General features: G+C 65.3%; 22 protein-coding genes. 4 read left to right on the top strand and 18 right to left on the bottom strand.

Going from position 1 to position 15114, the window contains the following annotated elements; translation table 11 throughout:
• Window positions 1-8: 8 nt before the first annotated feature.
• The 13 genes from HRU92_RS01745 to HRU92_RS01690 all read right to left on the bottom strand — a co-directional run bounded on the left by HRU92_RS01745 (window position 9) and on the right by HRU92_RS01690 (window position 7518).
• Window positions 9-422, bottom strand: coding sequence for a phage major tail protein, TP901-1 family (locus HRU92_RS01745; RefSeq protein WP_172122762.1), 414 nt, complete (start codon window positions 420-422; stop codon window positions 9-11).
• 40 nt (window positions 423-462) lie between these two features.
• A complete protein-coding gene (locus HRU92_RS01740; RefSeq protein ID WP_172122761.1) occupies window positions 463-870 on the bottom strand; it encodes a DUF3168 domain-containing protein in 408 nt (135 codons plus the stop codon).
• A 4-nt stretch (window positions 871-874) separates the two neighbouring features.
• Window positions 875-1216, bottom strand: coding sequence for a phage head closure protein (locus HRU92_RS01735; protein ID WP_172122760.1), 342 nt, complete (start codon window positions 1214-1216; stop codon window positions 875-877).
• Window positions 1213-1779, bottom strand: coding sequence for a head-tail connector protein (locus HRU92_RS01730; protein ID WP_173087466.1), 567 nt, complete (start codon window positions 1777-1779; stop codon window positions 1213-1215). Before HRU92_RS01730 ends, HRU92_RS01735 begins: the two co-directional genes overlap by 4 nt.
• Window positions 1780-2058: 279 nt before the next feature.
• On the bottom strand, window positions 2059-3285 hold the full coding sequence (locus HRU92_RS01725; protein WP_173087464.1) for a phage major capsid protein: 1227 nt from the start codon (window positions 3283-3285) through the stop codon (window positions 2059-2061).
• A gap of 12 nt (window positions 3286-3297) precedes the next feature.
• Window positions 3298-3783 carry an HK97 family phage prohead protease gene (locus HRU92_RS01720; RefSeq protein ID WP_172122757.1) on the bottom strand — a complete coding sequence of 162 codons (486 nt, stop codon included), beginning with the start codon at window positions 3781-3783 and terminating at the stop codon, window positions 3298-3300.
• Window positions 3783-3929 (bottom strand): hypothetical protein, encoded by a 147-nt coding sequence (locus HRU92_RS01715; protein WP_172122756.1) that lies wholly within the window; start codon window positions 3927-3929, stop codon window positions 3783-3785. Before HRU92_RS01715 ends, HRU92_RS01720 begins: the two co-directional genes overlap by 1 nt.
• Before the next feature lie 3 nt (window positions 3930-3932).
• Complete coding sequence (locus HRU92_RS01710; RefSeq protein ID WP_172122755.1) at window positions 3933-4118, bottom strand: hypothetical protein; 186 nt, start codon at window positions 4116-4118, stop codon at window positions 3933-3935.
• Between the two features lie 52 nt (window positions 4119-4170).
• Window positions 4171-5328, bottom strand: a complete 1158-nt coding sequence (locus tag HRU92_RS01705) for a phage portal protein (protein ID WP_172122754.1) — start codon at window positions 5326-5328, stop codon at window positions 4171-4173.
• 72 nt (window positions 5329-5400) lie between these two features.
• Window positions 5401-5523: a hypothetical protein gene (locus HRU92_RS20715; protein ID WP_282567733.1), complete on the bottom strand. Its 123-nt coding sequence runs from the start codon at window positions 5521-5523 to the stop codon at window positions 5401-5403.
• On the bottom strand, window positions 5520-5750 hold the full coding sequence (locus HRU92_RS01700; RefSeq protein ID WP_172122753.1) for a hypothetical protein: 231 nt from the start codon (window positions 5748-5750) through the stop codon (window positions 5520-5522). Before HRU92_RS01700 ends, HRU92_RS20715 begins: the two co-directional genes overlap by 4 nt.
• 99 nt (window positions 5751-5849) lie before the next feature.
• Window positions 5850-7106, bottom strand: a complete 1257-nt coding sequence (locus HRU92_RS01695; protein ID WP_173087462.1) for a terminase family protein — start codon at window positions 7104-7106, stop codon at window positions 5850-5852.
• Window positions 7087-7518, bottom strand: a complete 432-nt coding sequence (locus tag HRU92_RS01690) for a hypothetical protein (protein ID WP_172122751.1) — start codon at window positions 7516-7518, stop codon at window positions 7087-7089. The genes HRU92_RS01695 and HRU92_RS01690 overlap by 20 nt, the downstream gene beginning before the upstream one ends.
• 99 nt (window positions 7519-7617) lie before the next feature.
• Here HRU92_RS01690 and HRU92_RS01685 point away from each other — a divergent pair, with 99 nt between their 5' ends.
• Window positions 7618-7860: a KTSC domain-containing protein gene (locus HRU92_RS01685; RefSeq protein WP_172122750.1), complete on the top strand. Its 243-nt coding sequence runs from the start codon at window positions 7618-7620 to the stop codon at window positions 7858-7860.
• Between the two features lie 109 nt (window positions 7861-7969).
• Here HRU92_RS01685 and HRU92_RS01680 read toward each other — a convergent pair whose 3' ends face one another.
• The 3 genes from HRU92_RS01680 to HRU92_RS01670 all read right to left on the bottom strand — a co-directional run bounded on the left by HRU92_RS01680 (window position 7970) and on the right by HRU92_RS01670 (window position 10490).
• Window positions 7970-9235, bottom strand: a complete 1266-nt coding sequence (locus HRU92_RS01680; protein WP_172122749.1) for an Hsp70 family protein — start codon at window positions 9233-9235, stop codon at window positions 7970-7972.
• A gap of 82 nt (window positions 9236-9317) precedes the next feature.
• Window positions 9318-9950 carry a diguanylate cyclase gene (locus HRU92_RS01675; RefSeq protein ID WP_172122748.1) on the bottom strand — a complete coding sequence of 211 codons (633 nt, stop codon included), beginning with the start codon at window positions 9948-9950 and terminating at the stop codon, window positions 9318-9320.
• 84 nt (window positions 9951-10034) lie between these two features.
• Entirely contained in the window at window positions 10035-10490 is a 456-nt protein-coding gene (locus HRU92_RS01670; RefSeq protein ID WP_172122747.1) for a YcgN family cysteine cluster protein, read from the bottom strand.
• 133 nt (window positions 10491-10623) lie between these two features.
• On the opposite strand from HRU92_RS01670, the gene HRU92_RS01665 reads away from it, so the two are divergent.
• The 3 genes from HRU92_RS01665 to HRU92_RS01655 all read left to right on the top strand — a co-directional run bounded on the left by HRU92_RS01665 (window position 10624) and on the right by HRU92_RS01655 (window position 14055).
• Window positions 10624-12783, top strand: coding sequence for a PBP1A family penicillin-binding protein (locus HRU92_RS01665; RefSeq protein WP_172122746.1), 2160 nt, complete (start codon window positions 10624-10626; stop codon window positions 12781-12783).
• A gap of 145 nt (window positions 12784-12928) precedes the next feature.
• Complete coding sequence (locus tag HRU92_RS01660; protein ID WP_172122745.1) at window positions 12929-13504, top strand: DUF1214 domain-containing protein; 576 nt, start codon at window positions 12929-12931, stop codon at window positions 13502-13504.
• Window positions 13501-14055 carry a hypothetical protein gene (locus tag HRU92_RS01655; RefSeq protein ID WP_172122744.1) on the top strand — a complete coding sequence of 185 codons (555 nt, stop codon included), beginning with the start codon at window positions 13501-13503 and terminating at the stop codon, window positions 14053-14055. Before HRU92_RS01660 ends, HRU92_RS01655 begins: the two co-directional genes overlap by 4 nt.
• Window positions 14056-14061: 6 nt before the next feature.
• Here the strand turns inward: HRU92_RS01655 and HRU92_RS01650 are convergent, their stop codons facing one another.
• Together HRU92_RS01650 and HRU92_RS01645 are read right to left on the bottom strand one after the other, a co-directional pair.
• A complete protein-coding gene (locus HRU92_RS01650; protein ID WP_172122743.1) occupies window positions 14062-14886 on the bottom strand; it encodes a hypothetical protein in 825 nt (274 codons plus the stop codon).
• Complete coding sequence (locus HRU92_RS01645; RefSeq protein ID WP_172122742.1) at window positions 14879-15049, bottom strand: hypothetical protein; 171 nt, start codon at window positions 15047-15049, stop codon at window positions 14879-14881. Before HRU92_RS01645 ends, HRU92_RS01650 begins: the two co-directional genes overlap by 8 nt.
• Between the last annotated feature and the right edge of the window lie 65 nt (window positions 15050-15114).

Genomic DNA, 15114 nt, shown 5'->3' with positions numbered 1-15114 from the left:
CCCCCAAGCTAGACCGCGGCAAAACTGAGCTCGCCCGCGCTTTCCAGCGCCAGCTCGAAGGTCACTTCCCCCGCATGATCGCCCGCCCATTCCAGCGCCACGATCTGGAACGGCCCGGTCACGGTGCCGAAGTCGGGGATCAGCAGCTGCCAGTTGCGGATGGTGCCGCCAAAGAACAGCGTTCGGATCTGCGCGTCCGAAGCGCCATCCTTGAAGATGCCCGAGCCCGAAACGGAAGCGCGCTTGATCCCGCCGCCAGCGAGCAATTCGCGCCAGCGTCCGGCGCTTTCGCTGTCAGTGGTGTCCACCGCCGCGGCATTGAGCGCCAACTGGCGGGTGCGTAGTCCCGCCACCGTCAGAAAACTGCCCGATCCGGTTTGGTCGAGCTTCAGCAACATGTTCTTGCCGCTCTGGGCCGCCATGCAAAATCTCCCCGAAAATGGTGAAAGGGCCGCGACCGGCTCAGCCGGTCGGCTCGGTAAAAAAGCGCAGCGTGATCGCTGCCCTTGCCTGGCCGGTCTTGGTGTCGATGGTGCTGTCGGTGCGTTGATGGGCGCGGTGGGTCACCAGCAAGCCGGGGCTCTCCAGCGCTGCCCCCAGCGCCACGGTCACCGTGCGTTCGGCCAGCGCCAGCACCGCACGCCGGCTCGGCTCGCCCCACCAGATATGGAGCCGCAACCGATGCTCGAAGCCGGGCGCGGCATCACCGTCGCGCGCCAACACGTCGTGGCGCAGCACAACGATAAAGGGCGGCGCCCGCCCTTTGGGGGGCGCGTCCACCACCCCGTCAGGTCCCAGTTGCGCCAGCAAAGCGGGATCGGCGAGCCAGGCCGCCACCAGCGCCCCCTGCAAGATCGTGATCGGGTGCATGGTTTCAGCCCGCCCTGGCCAGTTGCGTGCAGGCGCAGCTGAGAAAGGCGCGCTTGCCATTGAGATCACCCGCGCTCACCACTTCGAGCGGCTGGCCACGATAAATGATGCGGTCGCCCGGCCCCAGATCCCGGCGAAAGCGCAATACCACGGTGTGAGAGATGACCACGACGCGGCCATCGGCGCTTTGGCCTTCCCGACCGGCATGGCTGCGCACCCGCGCCCAGGCATTGCCGAGCGGCATGAGGAGGCTCGCATGCCCGCCCCCGCCTTCCTCGACTAGTTCGCGGCGCTTGAGGGTTACCCGGTCCGTCAGCGTGCCGACCGGTGGCACCCGCTCGCTCATAGCAGCACTCGCTTGTATCGCTGCACCAGCCGGTCGAACCCGCTCGGCACCACCGCGCCGGACCCCGCAATGATCACCGCATCGCGGTGCTCGAACCAGTGCGCCACCAGCACCAGCAGCGCCTGGCGGATATCGGCAGGCACATCTTCCGGCTCGGTGCCAAAGCCTGCGACATAGTCGATCTCGAGCCCCTGCTGCTCGCGCAGCCGGGGCATGCCGCTGACGGTGGCAGGCAGGAGCAGCCGGTCGGGCTCGCTCAAAAACTGCGCCAGCGCGATGGGATGCAACCCGCCGGCATCATCGACCGCATTGATGTCGAGCAGGCTGATAAAGGGGGTGACCGGCAGCCGCACGCAGCGGGTTGTCGGCCAGTCGTCGAGCACAATGCGCCAGGTCTGGGCGAGGAGCGCGCGCCCCGTCACCCCTTCCAAATGCACGCGCGCCGCACCGATCAGGGTGGTGATCAGCGCATCTTCGGCGCCATCGTCGACCCGCAGGAAAGCCTTGGCCTCGGCAAGCGAAACCGGCTCCTCCGCGGGCCCCGCGAGAAGATAGGACGTCATCATTGATTGCCTTGTGGTTGGTTTGCCGAATGGCCAGTCGACACCCTCCCCCTTGTGGGGGAGGGATCAAGGGTGGGGTGTGGAGGGCGAGGGTGCTCCGGCAGCGCACCGATCTGCCTCACACTGAATTTGGCTATCCAGGCCCCAACAGTACGGCACCCTAAAGTCCGTCAGCCTGAGTCAGATGGGGTGGAGGCGCGAGCACCGGCGCGCAGCGTACTTGAGTACGTGAGCACCGGAGCGCAGAGCCTCCGCCCTAGCTGGCCAGGCTCACAGACTTTACGCGGTGGCGAATTTCAGGAGCTTGATCGCGTCAAAATCCGCAATCCCGCCGCCCACGCGTTTGGTGGTGTAAAACAGCACATAGGGCTTGCTCGAGAAGGGATCGCGCAGAACGCTCACCCCCTGGCGATCAACGATCAGATAGCCGCGGCGGAAATCGCCAAAGGCGACCGAGAACGAATTGGCCGCCATGTTGGGCATGTCCTCGGCTTCCACGAGGTCAAAGCCCATGAAGCGCGCCTTGCCTTCGGCCGATGCCGCGGGCTGCCAGAGATAGTTGCCGTCAGCATCCTTGAGCTTGCGCAGCGCGCCCTGCACCTTGCGGTTCATCACCCAGCTGGCGTTCTGGCGGTACCCGGCCTTGAGCGCATAAACCAGGTCAATCAGCACGTCGCTGGCATTGCTGGCCGGCAGCGCCCCGGCGACGCCGGTAGCGAGATAGCCCAGGTTGCCCCAGCTCCAATTGGCTTCCGCCACGGTGGGCGCGGCAAGAAAGCCCTTGGGCTTGTTGACGCCATCGCCGTTGACGAAGGCCGTGGTTTCCTGGGCGGCGAAGGCGGCGTTGACCTCCTCGGCGATCCACTGCCCCACATCCACTGCCGCATCGTCCAGAAACGATGCGGTCGCGGCCGGCATGGCGTAAAGCTCCATCGTGGGGTAGCTCAGCTCCGCCAGCACCGGGCTCGCGGTGGTGGGCCGCGCCCCCGTTTCCCCGACCCAGCCCACAGTCGGCCCGGTCAGCGAAATGGGCCGCTTGTAAACCGCGCTCGATACCTGGCGCACCCCGGCAATGGCGCGAATGGGCGAAACGGCCGTCATCAACCGCCCGATCTCGATCTCGGTCTGGGTCGGCACGATATAGCCGCCATCGGCGCCAACGCCGCTCGAGAGCGCCTTTTCCTCGCCCCGCTTCACATAGGCCGAAAAGGCCTGCTTGTATTCGCCGCCCTCCTCCGTGCCAGCCTGGCCATCAAGGGCCGGCCGCGCCCGCTCGGCCAGGGCCCGGTCCATGGCCTGCTTTTGCCCGTCGAGCACGGCATTGAGCCGGTCGAGCTTGCCCTCGAGCAAGCCATCGGCCGCGCCGCGCTGTTCCAACTCGCCCAGGCGCTGGTCATTGGTGCGCTTGAATTCCTCGAAGGCCGAGGAGAAGTCGGCGAACAGGGCCGCGACATCGCCGCCGGTGCCCGCCTTGGTTTCCATTGCCTGCTGCTCGATACGGTCCATGCCGTGTCCTTTTCAGTTACTGCGAAGGGTTTGCGTCGCCGCCATGATGGCCGCGCCGGTGGTCAGCTCGTGCGAGCGCGCGATCCGCGCCTCCTCGAGCATGGGAAAGGTGACGATCGAGATTTCGAACAGCTCGATCTGCCAGAGCCGGCGGTGTCCGCTCGGTCGGTCGCGGGTGGCTTTGACGGTGCGAAAGCCGATGGACAGGCCATCGAGCGCTCGCGCCTCGATCAGCCGGCGCAGCGCGTCAGCGCGCGGCACCCCGCCCACGAGGCGCCCGGCAACAAACAGGCCGTGGCTGTCCTCGCCAATGGTTTCCCAGATGCCCACCGGCTCGGTGGGGTCGTGCTGGAACAACAGCCGGATGCGCTCGCGCCGCTGCTTGAGGCTGCGCGCAAAGGCCCCGGGCATGACGATGTCGCCCCCGCCATCGAGCCGGCCGAAGAGGCTGGCATAGCCGGAAAAACGCCCATCACCGTCGATCGGAATGGCTGCCATCAGCGCTTGCCGCCGCCCGCATCCTTGCGGGGCGTGGGCTGGGCCGGGCGCTCGCCCGATTTGCCGGTGGCGAGCGTGCCGGCCAGGTTCCAGGCAAATTGCCGGAAGGTGTGCTGTGCTTGCCCGCGGCTTGGTTTGGCGGCCATGGGTCAGTCTCCCTTTTTGAACAGGCGGTTGAGGTTGGCGATTTCGGTGACGAAGTCATTGAACCGGCGATTGGCCGCGGCCAGCTCCTTGAGCGTCCACACCAGCAGCGTGCTGGAACTGGTCGCCCACAGGAACAGCGCTAAATGCGCCAGATCCCCCCGCTCCACGACGGTTTTGGTCAGGTCCATTGCGTTCTCCCGAGGATCGGAAAGGTTGGGTCTGGCGGAGGGCAGTGGCCGCCTAGTCGACGCCCAGCATGGCCCGCTTCTCCGCAGCGCTGAGAAAATCGGCGCCGCCCACCCGCGCCCACAGCGCCGTCCGATCTTCGGAAAGCGCTTCCACCCCGTCGAAATCGGGGGTGATGACCGCTCCGCCAAAGGCCGGCGCCAGCCAATTGCTGAGATCGTCGGCCACCCGCACGACGAGCGGGATCAGCGTTTGCCGCCACAAGGCGCGGTTGGCTTCGGCCATGTTCGCATAGGTGTTGTCGCCCGGAATGCCGAGCAGCATGGGCGGCACACCAAAAGCGAGCGCAATGTCGCGCGCCGCGGCGTGCTTGGCCTCGATGAAGTCCATGTCGCGGGGCGACAGGGCGATGGTTTTCCAGTCGAGCCCGCCTTCGAGCACCATGGGGCGGCCGGCATTGGCGGCCCCCGCGAACCCGGCCTCAAGTTCGGCCTTGAGGCGGTCGAACTGATCGGGGCTCAGATTGCCGGCAGCGCTCGAATACACCAGCGCCCCGGAGGGTCGAGCGGCATTGTCGAGCAGCGCCTTGTTCCACTCCCCCGCGGCATTGTGGATGTCGAGGCTGGTTTGCGCGGCCTCCAGAGGCGCCATCCCATAATGGTCGTCGGCGGGATGAAACAGCGCCATATGCAACACGGCCGGCAGCGGCGCCCCATCCTGGCGCAGCCGCACCGTGCGCCCGCCGGCGGTATAGTCGTAAGCCACCGGCCAGCCATCGCTGCCCGCCACCACTTTCATGCGGTCGGGCCGCAGGCAAAACAGCCCGCGCACCTGCCCCTCCACTACCGCGGCCTGCAGATAGGCATTGCCCGCGGTTTGGAGATACGCATAAACCGCCTCGAGCATCTCCCCGCCCGATTGGCGCCCATTGGGCCGCCCGAGCAATCGCGCCAACGGATGGTCGTCGAGCTTTTGCCCGCCCTCGCTCACCACCAGCGGCACGCGATTGGCCGCTTCGGCGATCAGCCGGATGCAGCGATAGACGACGGGATTGCGGGCAAAACCCTGGTTGACGAGGCTGCCAAAGCCGCGCCCGCTCCAATTGGCGGCCCCAAGCTGGCTGAAACTGAGCATAGTGTGCCCACCGCTTTCCTTGCGTTCAGGAGGCGTGTTTGTGCGCCCGCCGGCGAGGCGGTTGAACCAGTTGGCCATCGGATGTCCTTGAAAACAGAAAACCCCGAAGCGGGGCTCCGGGGTCGGCTTAGATCTGCGGTGGTTGGTGGCTTATTTGGTCGGGCGCGGCTCGTGCATGTCTGCATCGCGGCCATGCAGCCAATAGGCCACGCCGCCCATGCCCGCGACCAGCGCCGGCAAGATCAGGAATGCAAAAACTTCCAGAAATGTCATGGCTTCAACCGTCCCAAAGTTAGCCTCGCCACAATATGTAGTATCGCTGCCGCAGAAAGCCAACTGATCGTGCCCAGAACAAACGCCCAACTGGCCATCGCTGTTCCGGTCGCACCATAAACGATCGCCGCCACCGGCGCAAATACGCCGACCGTCAGGCATGCGGTGGATGCCCGATCCATGGCATTGGCGAGCAGTTTCGTCCGCTCGTTGAAGATCAAACTCAAGGCGATTCCTCCCCTTACCCAGATTGCCCGAACGGGGCGGCGACGCAACACAGCGTCGTGCCTCCCCCGCGGGCTGGCTAATGGTCCGCAACAATCAACCTACAAACCGCGTATCCGCGGCCGCACCCCTTCGGCCAGCAGCAGTTCGGTGAGCGCCCACACCAGCGCATCCACCCGGTCGGGCGAATGGCCGTTGCTGCGCCCATCGGCGCCAAAGGCACACATCTCGTCCTCGAGCGCGCCCAGCCCCTTGGCATGGCTGACCAGCCCCCGGCCATAGAGCGCGGCCACGGGTTCCGCGCGCAGCCACTTGCCCCGGCTCGCGCGCACTTCGCGCACCGGCACCAGCGGGTCGACTTGCGCCAGCACCGAGCGCACGAGATCGCCGCCCTGGTTGACCTCGACCAGGATGGCGTCGGCTCGGCTGGCTTCGTAGGCCGCCACGGCCCGCCGGGCCCAGACCAATGGCGCCGCAGCCTTGACTGTATGGTCAGCCAACACCACCGCCCCCTCGCCCACCTGCCCCGCCACCACAATGCCGCATGCATCGGACCGGGCGGTACCGGTCACCGGCGGATCCACCGCCACGATCAAGCGGCTGGGTGTCCGCCCGTCATAGGGGCGAAACATGCTCCGTTGCCAGAGCGCATCGGGCAGATCCTCGATCATCTCGCCATCCAGTTCCTGGCGCCCCAGCACCGAGCCTTCGTAGCGCCCCACCACCGCGCTCAGGAATTGCGGAGCCAGATGCTTGGCATTTTCGTTCGTGCGCATGCGGGTCACGACACAAAGCGGATCGGCCAGCAGGCGCTTGAGGAGCCGCGTCGGCGCGGGCGTGGTCGTCGCCAATTGGCGCGGCCAGTCGCCCAGGCGTAAGCCGAATTGCAGCATGTCCCAGGCCGCTTCCGCATCGGGCCATTTCGCGATCTCGTCGCACCAGGCCGCCGCCCATTGCGGCCCACGAAACCGATCAGGGTCGGAGGCGGACATCAGATGTGCCTCGCTGCCATTGGGCCAAGTGAGCACCGTGCCCTTGAGGGTTGGCCGCTCGGCCCGGGCATGCACGGCCAAGAGCCCACTTTCCCCCTTCACCATCACCGCCATGGCTTCGGTCATGGTTTCACCCACCAGCGCAATGGGAGACACCCCACTTTGCGCCAGTTGCTTGACCCATTCGGCGCCGGCCCGCGTCTTGCCCGAACCTCGCCCACCCAGCAGCAGCCAGGTCGTCCATTCGCCATCAGGGGGCAATTGCGCCGTCCGCGCCCAGGCCGGCCAGTCCAGCAACAGCTTCCTCGTCGAAACGTCGCCCAGCTTGGCGGCGGCTTTTTGCAGCTCAGCCTTTGGTGAGAGCATCGATGCGCTTGGCCAGCTTGCGTCTGAGGTCCTGCATTTCGCGCGTTTCGGCGTCGTCCACCTTGCCGGCGCGCTCGGCCTTTTGCATGGCGATCAATTCCTTGAGGTTTTTCGCGAGGCCGCCCAGCACATTGACTTCCTTGTCCACGCCGCCACCCATGCTTTGCTCCAGTCCGTCCAGTTGGGCTTCCAGCAGCGCCAGAAGCTTGTTGATCAGGATATTGCGATCGGTCACCTCGCCATCGGGCCGCTCCCAACGCGACTTCCAGGCCCGCTCCAGCAGCTGCGCCATGGGCACGCCATGCTTGCGGCAGATCGCGTTGCGGGTGAGCGCCAGTTCCTCGTAATCGATCCGCACCGCGGGCCAGTCGATCTCGAGGCCCGGCAGGGCTGCCGTGCTTGGTTCATCCATCAATGACTCATTTGTGAATCGATCTTAACTTTTATGCGGAACGGCTTGAATCCTCGCCGGATTCACTCGGGCGGAACACGCAGGCCCCGGGAGGCTCCGATGTCGTCCGCCATTCGCCATATCCATTACAAACCCGAGCTGAGAGAGCTATCGGTGTGGTTCGGCCCCGAGGGACGGCGCTACAAATATGCCGATGTGCCGCTCGAGGTATTCAACGCCTTTGCCGAGGCTCCCTCGCGCGGCAAATTCTTCAACAGCCAGATCCGCGGCCATTACCCCGCCGCCCTCGTGGACCCCAGTGAAAAGCGGATGCGGCGCTGGCAGGCGATCCGCTCGGCCTGAAAGCCTTGCTGCCGCCCCCCGTTTCACCCACTTTTCTGATCATGGCATAACCATACCATCCCAGCGTCACGCGGGGATAAGTTGTTCGGCCGGAGCTATCGAAAAGACTTCAGCAGGCCGGACCGAACCGGCGCGCCGCATCGAGCGCAAGGCCCAGCCCAACGCTGCCCAGTACATTGGTGCGCACGAGTTCGGCCTGCGGAAACAGCGCTTCGAGCCGCCCGGCAATGGCGGGCACCTGGGTGGAGCCGCCGGTCAGGATCAGGCTATCGATGCCCTCGGGCCCCACGCCGGCCTGGCGCAGCACTTCGGCGATCGCCCGCTCCAGCCGCTCGCCCGAGCCGGCGAGAATGTCGAACAGCTCGCCGCTGCCGATATCGGTTTCGATGCTTCCGTCGCGCACGGGAAAGCTGAACCGGGTTTCCGGCTCGCTCGAGAGCGCGATCTTGGCCGCTTCCACCGCCCCCACCAATTGGTGCCCCAGCCGGTCCTCGACCACCCCGATCAGCGCTTCGACCTTTTGGGGCTCGCGCGCTTCGCGGGCGGTGCCGCGCAGGTCGCGCAGGCTTTGGGTGGTGTAAAGCCGGTTGATCCGGTGCCAGGTCGCCAGTTCATGATAGGGCGCCACCGGCAGGAAGCGCTTGCCGTCCTTGGTTTGCGTGCCCAGCCCCAGATGCGGCATCACCTTGGCGACGGCCAGCAAGCGGTCGAAATCGGTGCCGCCGAGATGCACGCCGCCGGTCGCCAGAATATCGTCGCCCCGCTCGGCCCGCCGCGCCCGCTCGGGCCCGACCCGCACCAGCGAAAAGTCCGAGGTACCGCCGCCCAGATCAACGATCAGCGCCAGCTGCTCGCGCACGACGCCCCGCTCGAAATCGAGGGCGGCGGCAATGGGCTCGAACTGGAACGCGATCTCGGCAAAACCCTGCGCCCGCGCGGCCGCTTCCAGCTGGTCCTGCGCTTGGCGGTCCGCCACCGGATCGTCATCGACAAACTGCACCGGCCGGCCTAGCACCACCTGCTCGACCGGTTCGCCCAGCGCCAGTTCGGCACGCCGCTTGAGCTCGGCGATAAAGATCCCAAGGATCTCGTCGAACCCCATGCTGCGCGCCTTGATGCGGGTTTTTTCGGCAAAAAGACTGGTGCCCAGCACGCTCTTGAGCGAACGCATCAGCCGCCCTTCGGCGCCCGAGACATATTGCGCCACTGCCGCCCGCCCGAACTGCACCGGCTCGTCATCGAACGGGAAGAACAGCACGCTGGGGATGGTTTCGTTGGCGCCTTCCAGCGGCAACAGATGCGGCACGCCGTTCGCGTCCACCCGCGCAAAAGTCGAGTTGGACGTGCCAAAATCAAGGCCACAAGCGTGTATCATTGGAAAATAACCGAAGCCGAGCGCGGGGGGAAAAGCGGGGACGGCTTCCTTAAGGGCTTAGCGGGCCGAGGGGAACCCTCCCCTATGCCGCACGCCGGTTGGTCGCACGCAACTCGGCCACCGCAATTCGCGCCAGGCCGCCGCGTTGCGCCTTATGCAAGCCGTTGGCGGCCCTGCGCAGGGCTTCGCCCGCGGGCCGATGCTCGGGCGCCGCGCTGACAACGCCAATGCTGGCGGTCACCACTCCGGCATGGCTGTCCTTGTGGCTATAGCGGCAGCCGCGCACCGTGCCCACCAGGTGGCGCGCCAGCTTGCGGGCCGCGCGCCGCTCGACGCCCGGCAGCAGCACCAGATACTGGCTGGGTCCAAAGCGCAGGAACCCGACTTCCCCCCTTGGCAGCGCCGCGCTGATGGCTTCGCCCACCAGCACCGCGCAATCCTCGGCAACTTTGGGCCCATAGGCGGCGAGATATTCATCCTTGCGATCAAGCGCAATCAGCAGGAGGCTCACCGGCCCGCGCGCCTCCAAGGCCGCGCGCCAGGCCCAGTCGAGCGCCGCCTCCGCCTGCGGATCGACCGCCGGGCGCGACAGCGTTACGAGCTTGCTGCCCTTCTGGGTGGCGAGGCGCGACCATGTGCGCGTCAGGCTCTCGAGCCCCGCGCGCACCCGATCCCAATACAGCCCTGTATCGCCGCCCGAAAGAAGGTCGGTCATGCCCGGCTCCATGCCTTGTTGTCCTGCCGCCTAGTTGCACGAAGCATGGTTAAGGCGGCGTCAGCTTGCATGGTGAACGGAGTGTTAAAGGCTCTCGGGCGGCTCCCATTCGGGCCAATCCACCGCATGTTCTTCCCATTCGTCGGGCGCCACCGAGCGCTCGTCAAAGGTGCGCCCCTTAACCGAGACGCCGACATCCACCACTGTCTGCGGATCGCCCGAGATCAGCGGATGCCACCAGGCCAGTCCCTTGCCCTCGGCCAGCCGCCGATAGGCGCAGGTCGTGGGGATCCACTTGATCTCGGTCACATTGGTCGGGGTCAGCTTAATGCAGTCGGGAACAATGGCCTGCCGGCCGGGATAGTTGGTGCAGGCGCAGCTGTCGCCATCGAGCAGCTGGCAGCGCACATCGGAGGTTATCAACAGCCCGCTGTCTTCATCCTCGAGCTTGATCAAACAGCAACGACCGCACCCGTCGCAGAGCGCTTCCCACTCGGCGTCGTTCATTTCTGCGAGCGTTTTTTCTTCCCAGAAGGCCATGCGATCCTAGTGCTTGGTTGAGCGTGTTGCGGGTTTGCCCTTGCGGGCGCGGCGACGCAATCATATTCCAGCGATTGTGTTGCCTTGCGGTGCAAAGGCGGACAACACTGCGTGAGCCAGTTGGGGTTGCCTCTTGTCCGATCCATTCTACACCAAGCAGAAGCGTCGCACCAAGGGTGGCATGCTCGCCGCCGATGCTTGGCTGGATTCCTCGCTTTATGAATTCTGGCATTGGCTGGGGCGCGGCTATACGCGCTTTCAGGACTTCATGTCCATTTTCCATGTCGCGGGCATCAAGCGCTTCTTTGTCGAGATCCTTTCGGACGCCTTCAGCTTCGGGGCCATCGGCGCCGTCCTGATGACGGCCCTAGCGCTGCCGGCCTTCAATGCCACCGCTTCGGGCGAATACAACAAGGCCGAGGACTACTCGGTGATCTTCCAGGACCGTTTCGGCAACGAAATCGGTCGCCGCGGCATCCGCTCGGACGATTCCGTGGCTCTCGCTGATATGCCGGACTATTTGATCAAGGCGACCCTTGCGACCGAGGACCGGCGCTTCTACGAGCATTTCGGCATCGATATCGTGGGCACGCTGCGCGCCCTGGTCAGCAATGCCGCGGGCGAAAACTCCACCCAGGGCGGCTCGTCCATCACCCAGCAGCTCGCCAAGAACCTGTTCCTGTCCTCCGAGCGCACCCTCGAGCGCAAGATCATCGAGGCCTATCTCGCGCTGTGGCTAGAGTGGCACTACAGCAAGGACGAGATCCTCAAGCTTTATTTCGACCGCGCCTATATGGGCGGCGGCAATTTCGGCGTCACCGCTGCCTCCGAATATTATTTCGGCAAGCGGGTGCAGGATATCACCCTCGCCGAAGCCGCAATGCTTTCGGGCATGTTCAAGGCCCCTACCCGCTATGCCCCGCATGTGGATTTGGCCGCCGCACGCGGTCGCGCCAATCTGGTGCTGACCAATCTCGTGGCCTCCAGCTTCCTGACCGAAGGCCAGGTCACCGCGGCCCGCCGCCATCCGGCTGCGCCGATCGATCGCAGCGAGGACATCAACTCGCCCAATTACTTCCTCGATTGGGCCTTCGAAGAAGCCAAGCGCCTGATCGAAGCGTCCAACCACACCTCCAACAATTTCATCGTCCGCACCACGATCGACACCACCTTGCAGAAATACGCCGAAGAAGCGGTGACCTCGGTGGTGCGCGAAAATGGCGAGCAATATGACGTTGATCAGGCCGCCATGGTCGTTACCGACACCAATGGCGCCATTCGCGCCATGGTGGGCGGCACCGATTACGGCAAGTCACAGTTCAACCGCGCCATTGTCTCCACCCGCCAGCCCGGCTCGGCCTACAAGATCTTTGTTTATGCCGAAGCCTTCGAGCAGTTGGGCCTGACGCCCAAGGACACCATCACCGACCGCCCCGTCTGCATCGGCGACTGGTGCCCGCAAAACTATGGCCGCAACTACAAGGGCAATGTGTCCCTGGAATCGGCCTTTGCCCAGTCGCTCAACACGGTGCCGGTGACGCTTTCGATCAAAACCGGGCGCGAGCCTATTGCCGACCTGTCCCACCGGATGGGCCTGCGTGCCGATTACCCCGTGACCCGTTCGCTGGCCCTGGGCGTGGCCTCGGTTTCCGTGCTCGACATGACCTCCTCTTATGCGGTGCTGGCCAGCGGCGGGCTCAAGACGCCCGCTTATGGCATCACCCGCATGTCGACCCTGACCGGCGAGGTCGTGTTCGAGGCCGATCCCGAAGCGCCGCGCGAACGCATCTTGAGCGAAACCACGGCGGCCAACATGAACCACATGATGCGCACCGTGGTCACTGGCGGCACGGGCCGTCGCGCCGATGTGCCCGGCGTTCCCGCCGTCGGCAAGTCGGGCACTACATCCTCCTATCGCGATGCCTGGTTCTGCGGCTTTACCGGCAATTTCGTTGCCGCTGTCTGGTTCGGCAATGACGACTACCGGCCCACCAATGACCTCACCGGCGGCACGCTGCCCGCCATGGCCTGGCAGAAATTCATGGCCTATGCCCACACCAATATCGAGGTGCTGCCGGTATTTGGCGTCGATTTCACGCCCGAAAACGTGGTGATCGCGGATGCCGACGCCGCGCTCGAAGAGCCGCCCGAGCAGCGCCCCCCAAGCCTCACGCCCGAAGCTGCGCGCAAGCTGATCGACATGGCCGACCGGCTGGGCTCGACCCTGCGGGCCAACCAGCCCGTAACGGACCAGGCAGCCGCGCCAGCGACTGTTCCCACCCAGGCGCTGTAGCGGGCGGATGCCGGCAATCAAATGCCGGGAACGCGACACTATGCGCTTTCGCCGCCCCGGCCTCATTGCTATAGCCATGCAGGTCCTTCGACCCGCACAGGTTCAGCCGTCCATGCCGTCACGTCCCGTTCCGAGCCGCTGACCCGTGCGCTTTGTGTTTCGCTTGCTGCTGTTGTGCGTCATCGCCCTGGGGGTTGGCTTCGGGCTGAGCTATTACGCCTTGACCGATGGACGCATGTTCACCGTCAGCCAGCTCGGTCCCTGGACGGCCTGGCCCGATGTGGGCTCGCCCAACCCCAATCCCTATACCAGAGCCCATTTGACCCGCGAAGCGGCCCTGCAGCTTGGCCAGGCCGAAGGCCTCCACTTCGTCGCCACTGTCGACAGCGCCGGCGAGCCCTTGTGGCGCAACTGCAGCTATCTCATTGAAGGGCGCACGCCGCAGGCGACGTTCTGGACCCTCGTGGCGACCGACCCCGCCGGCATCAATGTTGCCGTGCCCGATGGCCCGCTGGCGCTACGCTCCACCGGTATCGTGCGCGAAAATCATGGCTCGTTCCGCATCCATGTCGGCACCTCCCTGGCGCCTGGCAATTGGCTCGAACTTGCCGGCGAGGGGCCGTTCACCCTGGGGCTGACGCTCTACGACACTGCCGTGTTCACCGGCTTTGGCGCCACCGGCGATACCATGCCCGCGATCCAGCGGGGGGCATGCACATGATCCGCACCCTGATCTGGGCCATTGCCGGCGTGCTACTGGGGGGCATCATCCATATCGTGGTGATCCTGTCGCTGCCACTTGTCGCCGAGGAAACCTTGTGGACGCGGCTCCAGGCGCTGGGCGCCGAAAACCGCATCGTCATCCTGCCCCCGGTCGTTGCCGGCCAGCCCAATCCGCTCGAACTCGATCCCGAGCTGGTTTACGGCATCTGCCGCATCGATCTGGCTGACGGCCCCGCCTATATGAGCGGCCTGCTGCCCGACGCCTTCTGGTCGCTGGCCATTTTCAATTCCGCTGGTGTCGTGACCTATGCCACCACCAATCGCGATGGCATCGGGCAAACGCTCGAATTGGGCGTCTTCAATGCCGCCCAAACACGCCTCCTTGCCCAGCAGCAGCTCGATATCGCCGAAGGGCTGCTGGTGGTGGAAGCCACCTCCGACCAGCTCTTCGTCGTTATTCGCCTCGCCCCACCCCATGGCGTGATGCGGCCGCGCTTTGAAGCCGAGCTCGCCAAGGTGCAGTGCGGCAATCGCGGCACGCCGTCCTAGGCTGGCCTATTTGGGCAGCACCACTTCCCGGTCGATGTGCTGGGTCTGGTAGCGCGAGGGGATCGTGCCTTGGCTGCGACCGACAATCAGCGCTCCGGCGCCCCCGCAGAGATCCCAGCGTTTGGCCCGGCTGACAAAGTCCGCCATCCGGCGCAGCACCGCATCCACTTCCACTGATTGCTCATGGGGTGTTTCCACCAAGAGCTGGTTGAGCGCGAAATTGTAGGATTGGAAGCGGTAATCGAGCGCGCGCACGAACCAGTTGATCCGCGCCGTGTTCTCGGCCTTGCGCGCCGCCACATCGGCCCGCTCCCCCGGTCCGACACTGCTCAAGCTCGCCGCAGCAATGGCGCGCTGGCGATCCACCTCGATCACCGCGCAGATCGCGAGGAATGTGCCGGGCACCGTATCCAGATCGGCCTCGATATGCCGGCCCACCGTGCTGTAACGCACGCGCGATGATTGGTACTCGGTCCGTCGCAGCCAATTGTAGTAGCGATCGATGTCGAACCGGGTATCGAGGTCCACCGCAATGCGCGTGCGCTGCAGCTCGGTGGCATAATCGAAAAACCAGTCCTTGGCGTGGGGCGCCACGAGGAACCGCCAGACGCGGTTATGCATCTCGGTTTCCTGGTCCGTAAGGTTGAAGCTGGAGACCGGCTCGTCGCGTGCATCGGCCAAAACCTTGCCCGCTTCGGGCAGCAGCACGTCATGGGTATAGCTCGGGCGCGCGCGACCGAAATCGCCCGTGGGCCGCGGCGCACAGCCACCCAGCAGCGCGGCAACCAACAGGCAGGACCAACCAAATTTGTCGATGGCGCTGCTAGCCACGACGGCGCTTGGGCCGGGACGGATCGCGCAGGTCCGCCGGCGGACAGGTGGTGCCGCGTTCATAGCGCACGCCGGTAAACAGCAAAATCTGGGCGTTGCCGCAGGGTTTGCCCACCGCCGCCGCTGGTCGTTCGCGCAGTTCGAATTTGACGAGCTTTCCCAAGCTAGCCTCCAATGTGTTCGGCTCCCCCGTCCCTAGCGAGGGCAGCATGCACGGCTAAATCTGTG

Origin of the sequence: Devosia sp. 1635 (assembly GCF_013185955.1) — a bacterium.
Taxonomy (GTDB): Bacteria; Pseudomonadota; Alphaproteobacteria; order Rhizobiales; family Devosiaceae; genus Devosia.
Note: the sequence above shows the minus strand (reverse complement) of the source record. Positions and strands in the feature narration are given on the sequence as shown.

Coding starts and splice junctions, on each gene's coding strand:
- HRU92_RS01710 (WP_172122755.1), bottom strand. CDS start 4,118: ATGGACCTGACCAAAACCGTCGTGGAGCGGGGGGATCTGGCGCATTTA.
- HRU92_RS01745 (WP_172122762.1), bottom strand. CDS start 422: ATGGCGGCCCAGAGCGGCAAGAACATGTTGCTGAAGCTCGACCAAACC.
- HRU92_RS01690 (WP_172122751.1), bottom strand. CDS start 7,518: ATGGATGAACCAAGCACGGCAGCCCTGCCGGGCCTCGAGATCGACTGG.
- HRU92_RS01655 (WP_172122744.1), top strand. CDS start 13,501: ATGATCCGCACCCTGATCTGGGCCATTGCCGGCGTGCTACTGGGGGGC.
- HRU92_RS01715 (WP_172122756.1), bottom strand. CDS start 3,929: ATGGCCGCCAAACCAAGCCGCGGGCAAGCACAGCACACCTTCCGGCAA.
- HRU92_RS01705 (WP_172122754.1), bottom strand. CDS start 5,328: ATGGCCAACTGGTTCAACCGCCTCGCCGGCGGGCGCACAAACACGCCT.
- HRU92_RS01720 (WP_172122757.1), bottom strand. CDS start 3,783: ATGGCAGCCATTCCGATCGACGGTGATGGGCGTTTTTCCGGCTATGCC.
- HRU92_RS01725 (WP_173087464.1), bottom strand. CDS start 3,285: ATGGACCGTATCGAGCAGCAGGCAATGGAAACCAAGGCGGGCACCGGC.
- HRU92_RS01730 (WP_173087466.1), bottom strand. CDS start 1,779: ATGACGTCCTATCTTCTCGCGGGGCCCGCGGAGGAGCCGGTTTCGCTT.
- HRU92_RS01735 (WP_172122760.1), bottom strand. CDS start 1,216: ATGAGCGAGCGGGTGCCACCGGTCGGCACGCTGACGGACCGGGTAACC.
- HRU92_RS01675 (WP_172122748.1), bottom strand. CDS start 9,950: ATGACCGACCTTCTTTCGGGCGGCGATACAGGGCTGTATTGGGATCGG.
- HRU92_RS01670 (WP_172122747.1), bottom strand. CDS start 10,490: ATGGCCTTCTGGGAAGAAAAAACGCTCGCAGAAATGAACGACGCCGAG.
- HRU92_RS01695 (WP_173087462.1), bottom strand. CDS start 7,106: ATGCTCTCACCAAAGGCTGAGCTGCAAAAAGCCGCCGCCAAGCTGGGC.
- HRU92_RS01740 (WP_172122761.1), bottom strand. CDS start 870: ATGCACCCGATCACGATCTTGCAGGGGGCGCTGGTGGCGGCCTGGCTC.
- HRU92_RS01685 (WP_172122750.1), top strand. CDS start 7,618: ATGTCGTCCGCCATTCGCCATATCCATTACAAACCCGAGCTGAGAGAG.
- HRU92_RS01680 (WP_172122749.1), bottom strand. CDS start 9,235: ATGATACACGCTTGTGGCCTTGATTTTGGCACGTCCAACTCGACTTTT.
- HRU92_RS20715 (WP_282567733.1), bottom strand. CDS start 5,523: ATGACATTTCTGGAAGTTTTTGCATTCCTGATCTTGCCGGCGCTGGTC.